The sequence below is a fragment of the Pedobacter sp. genome, from assembly GCF_045628745.1.
Lineage (GTDB): Bacteria > Bacteroidota > Bacteroidia > Sphingobacteriales > Sphingobacteriaceae > Pedobacter.
Map to the genome: position 1 here is coordinate 1 of NZ_JAZQPU010000220.1, position 4,036 is coordinate 4,036.

The window sequence follows — 4,036 nt, forward strand, 5'->3', positions numbered from 1 at the left end:
GTTTTTTTACATGTTCAGCAATTTCACTGTCAGACTTTAAAGCAGTAGTTAAGATCAGGCGTATTTTCCCTAAGTCGGATCGTAGCCATGTCGTTCTGTGAGCCAAGGAGTTGATAATATGCCTTGTCTTCCTAAGACCGCTTGGCCTCCGACTTGTGAGCGACAGGGCGTCCTATGTATTACAACAAGGGAAAATACGCCTGATCTTAACTACTGCTTTAAAGTCTGACAGTGAAATTGCTGAACATGTAAAAAAACACGGCGATGGAGTTAAAGTATTAGCTTTATGGGTAGATGATGCCTATTCCGCTTTTGAAGAAACGACCAAACGTGGTGCAAAACCTTACCTGCAGCCTGTTACCCAAAGTGATGCATCTGGAGAGGTACGCATGTCTGGAATTTACACTTATGGTGAAACCGTGCATCTTTTTATAGAACGCAAAAATTATACTGGACTTTTCTTACCGGGTTACAGACCCTGGATCAGCGACTACAATCCTCCCGTGGCCGGCTTACAATATATTGACCACTGTGTGGGCAATGTAGGGTGGAACAGGATGAACGAAACCGTGAAATGGTATGAAGAAGTAATGGGTTTTGTCAATATTCTTTCTTTCGATGACAAGCAGATCAATACAGAATATTCTGCTTTAATGAGTAAAGTGATGAGTAATGGCAATGGCTATTCTAAATTTCCTATCAACGAGCCTGCAGAAGGAAAAAAGAAATCGCAGATTGAAGAGTATTTAGAATATTACGAAGGCGAAGGTGTACAACATATTGCAGTAGCAACCAACGATATCCTCAGCACCGTAATAGAATTAAAATCCCGTGGTGTAGAATTTCTAAGCCCTCCACCTGAAGCTTATTACAGCATGATGCCTGAGCGTGTTGGTCATATAGACGAAGAAATTGAGAAATTAAAAAGCCTGGGTATCCTGGTAGATTGCGATGAAGAAGGTTACCTGTTGCAGATTTTCACCAAACCTGTGGAAGACAGACCTACCTTATTCTTCGAAATTATTCAACGAAAAGGTGCCCAATCTTTTGGTGCCGGTAATTTCAAGGCTTTATTTGAATCTTTGGAAAGAGAACAAGCACTTAGAGGGAATTTATAAAATTCTATTACCATATATCAATAGGCCGTATCATTGAAAAGTGATACGGCCTTTTTTTGTTAGCAAATTAACCACCTAAATAGCAGAAAGATCCTGCACCATTCATCATGATGCAGCATTTTATTTATTCATCAATTACACAGCGGCCTATAGATAAATCACATTTTGTAAATAAATTTAAGCGAATATTATTGATAAAGTAAACACTCGTTAAAATGGAAACAAAGTATTGTTTTTACTGTTCCTTTTTAGATGGCAACACTCACATTTTGCCTTACAGAAATTAACTTCTATGGAGAATTGGTATATCGGCTGCTCCGGTTTTCATTATAAACATTGGCGGGGAACATTTTATCCTGAAAAGCTGGCCGTAAAAAACTGGTTTAATTACTATACAGGATATTTTGAAACACTAGAACTCAATGTTACCTTTTACCGTTTCCCACAATTAAGTGTTTTAGAAAGCTGGTATGAGAAAAGCGATCCCGACTTCCGCTTTTCCGTTAAAGCACCACGCTTAATTACCCATTATAAAAAGTTTAATGATTGTAAAACCTTGCTTGATGATTTTTACAGTACCGTACTGCAGGGCTTAAAAGAAAAATGTGGCTGTTGCCTATTCCAGCTACCGCCAACGTACACCTATCATGAAGAGAAGCTGGAGAAAATTGTCAGCAGTCTGGATCTTGCTTTCCCCAATGTAATGGAATTCAGGCATGAAAGCTGGTGGCGCGAAGATGTTTATGCTGCTTTAGCAAAGCATGGCATCAGCTTTTGCGGCATGAGCCACCCTAGCCTCCCCTCAACACCCGTTCAGAACAGCAAGCTTTTTTACTACCGTTTCCATGGCCAGAACCAGCTTTATGCTTCAAAATATACCGATGCCCAATTAGAAACATTTGCTGAACAAGTATGGCAAATGAAAGGAATTGAACAAGCCTATATCTATTTTAATAACGACATCAATACCAATGCGATATACAATGCAAAATCACTTCAGGAAATTTTTAAGTCCTTCTCTCATGAAAAATAACTATTTTCGGAATCAAAACGGGGTAAAAAAAGAATGTTTACAAATATAATACACGAGGCAAAACGGTTCATTGTACACTTTAGAGCGGCATTCAAGTTGTTTCAAAAAAATGACCCCCTGCGCTTAGCCGGAGCTACGGCCTTTTTTGCCAACTTTGCCTTACCCCCTATCATACTGATTTTAATTAAACTCTTTGGCTATTTCATAGACAGGAAGACCTTTGCGACAAGGATATTTGATAACCTTTCGAACTTATTTGACGACAGCAGTACTACGCAGGTAAAAGAAACGCTGGTAAACATCAGGGGAATAGACCAGCATTGGTATGCAACACTGGTTAGTTTTGTCTTCTTTTTGTTTGTGGGAACTACACTATTCAGTGTCATTAAAAACTCAATGGACCAAATCTGGTCCATCGGTATCAAGGAACATTCAACTTTCTATTTTAAATTAAAATTACGCGGGCGCGCCTTAGTAGTCATTGTCCTTGCCGGAATACTGCTGTTTGTAGGTTTAATGACAGACAGCATTCAGGCCGTTATAGGCTCCTACATCAATCCTACGGCACCACTTTTCGGTAAAATATTCCTGACCATCCTTAATCAAGTGCTGTTTATCGCCATTGTGACCACCTGGTTCACCGTATTATTCAGGTTTTTAACCAATGGACGACCAACATGGCGCAATGCCATTAGGGGCGGTATTTTAACAGGAATCTTTTTTACGTTAGGAAAGTTTATACTGCGGATTATGCTTCCATTGAGTAACATCGGAAACATTTATGGTGCTTCAGGATCTATTGTACTCATTATGCTCTTCGTATTTTATTCTTCCTTTATCTTCTACTTTGGGGCCTGCTTTGTCAAGGTATTAAGCGATGCACATCAAACGCCTATCCGTCCCATTAAAGGGGCTTACAATTATGAAATTAAAGAAGTGTTTTAATTAGGTAGTTCATTTACCTTTTCATAACCATGCATTTCAAAAACAGCAAGCTGATTGAGCAGGTTGTAATGTAAAGTACCAAAGAAATTAAGGGCACCATCCTTGTTCTTACCCTGGATACAGATATCCTCTTTCTGTGATTCCTGATGTTGGTTGTTCAAATCAAACACAATCAAATCTTCATTTTGAATATTGATGTCTTCAGCCTTCATGGAGAACTGATTTAAAAAGAGAGAAAAGCTGTTTCCGTTGAGTAATAATTCTTTAATTTTCATGGCTTTGCAGGTTAAAGATGTGGTGGTTGCGGTTACAAAGGTTGAAGTTATCAAAATTCTATGGTAATGTAAAAGGGTAAACATCAAATGTTTACCCTTTTAGCTAAAATGTTGAAAACTATATGTTTTAGAACAATTGAAAGGCTAATCCCAGGGTAAATAGATCAAGTTTGGTATCAGGATTTTTGTGAACCTTAGACAAACCTTTTTCATACCTTAAATCAATACCGATTTTGCCAATATCTAAGCCTGCACCAAACTGCCATGCCATATTTTGACCTTTAAAGTCAAGGTTGGCTACATTGCTTACTGCGTTTCCAAATTTCTGCTCATCATCTAACATAAAAGAGAAAACCGGACCAGTGTTCAGGCGTAAACCTACACCTGCAGCGCCGAATTTTGTACCTACCAAAACAGGAACATCCAGACTGGTAAATCTTACATCATTTACATCACCGTTATTTGCTTTAATTTTAGTGTTTTTTCCAGAAAGGTATACCTCTGGTTGCAAATGGATGCCTGCGGCACCAACACGGGTCCAGAAACCAACATAATATCCAGCGCGGTTTTCACTATCGAAAGTGCCCGACGTAGAAAACTTTGAAAGGTTGGCTCCTCCTTTAATACCCAATTGAAAACTAGGTATCAACTGACTAAATGCTGCT

At 38.8% G+C, this 4,036-nt stretch carries 5 protein-coding genes; 3 read left to right on the top strand and 2 right to left on the bottom strand.

Annotation, left to right across the window (positions count from 1 at the left end):
• The first annotated feature begins 155 nt into the window (after positions 1-155).
• The 3 genes from hppD (at position 156) to ACR2F7_RS08315 (ending at position 3,096) form a co-directional block, all read left to right on the top strand.
• Entirely contained in the window at positions 156-1,118 is a 963-nt protein-coding gene (hppD, locus tag ACR2F7_RS08305) for a 4-hydroxyphenylpyruvate dioxygenase (protein ID WP_432713115.1), read from the top strand.
• Between the two features lie 292 nt (positions 1,119-1,410).
• Positions 1,411-2,151 (top strand): DUF72 domain-containing protein, encoded by a 741-nt coding sequence (locus tag ACR2F7_RS08310; RefSeq protein ID WP_432713116.1) that lies wholly within the window; start codon positions 1,411-1,413, stop codon positions 2,149-2,151.
• 33 nt (positions 2,152-2,184) lie between these two features.
• A complete protein-coding gene (locus ACR2F7_RS08315; RefSeq protein WP_432713117.1) occupies positions 2,185-3,096 on the top strand; it encodes a YihY/virulence factor BrkB family protein in 912 nt (303 codons plus the stop codon).
• Here the strand turns inward: ACR2F7_RS08315 and ACR2F7_RS08320 are convergent.
• Both ACR2F7_RS08320 and ACR2F7_RS08325 read right to left on the bottom strand, forming a co-directional pair.
• Complete coding sequence (locus tag ACR2F7_RS08320; RefSeq protein ID WP_432713118.1) at positions 3,093-3,371, bottom strand: hypothetical protein; 279 nt, start codon at positions 3,369-3,371, stop codon at positions 3,093-3,095. The genes ACR2F7_RS08315 and ACR2F7_RS08320 overlap by 4 nt on opposite strands.
• Positions 3,372-3,498: 127 nt before the next feature.
• Positions 3,499-4,036: porin family protein (locus ACR2F7_RS08325; protein ID WP_432713119.1), on the bottom strand; the 538-nt coding region annotated here is incomplete at its 5' end.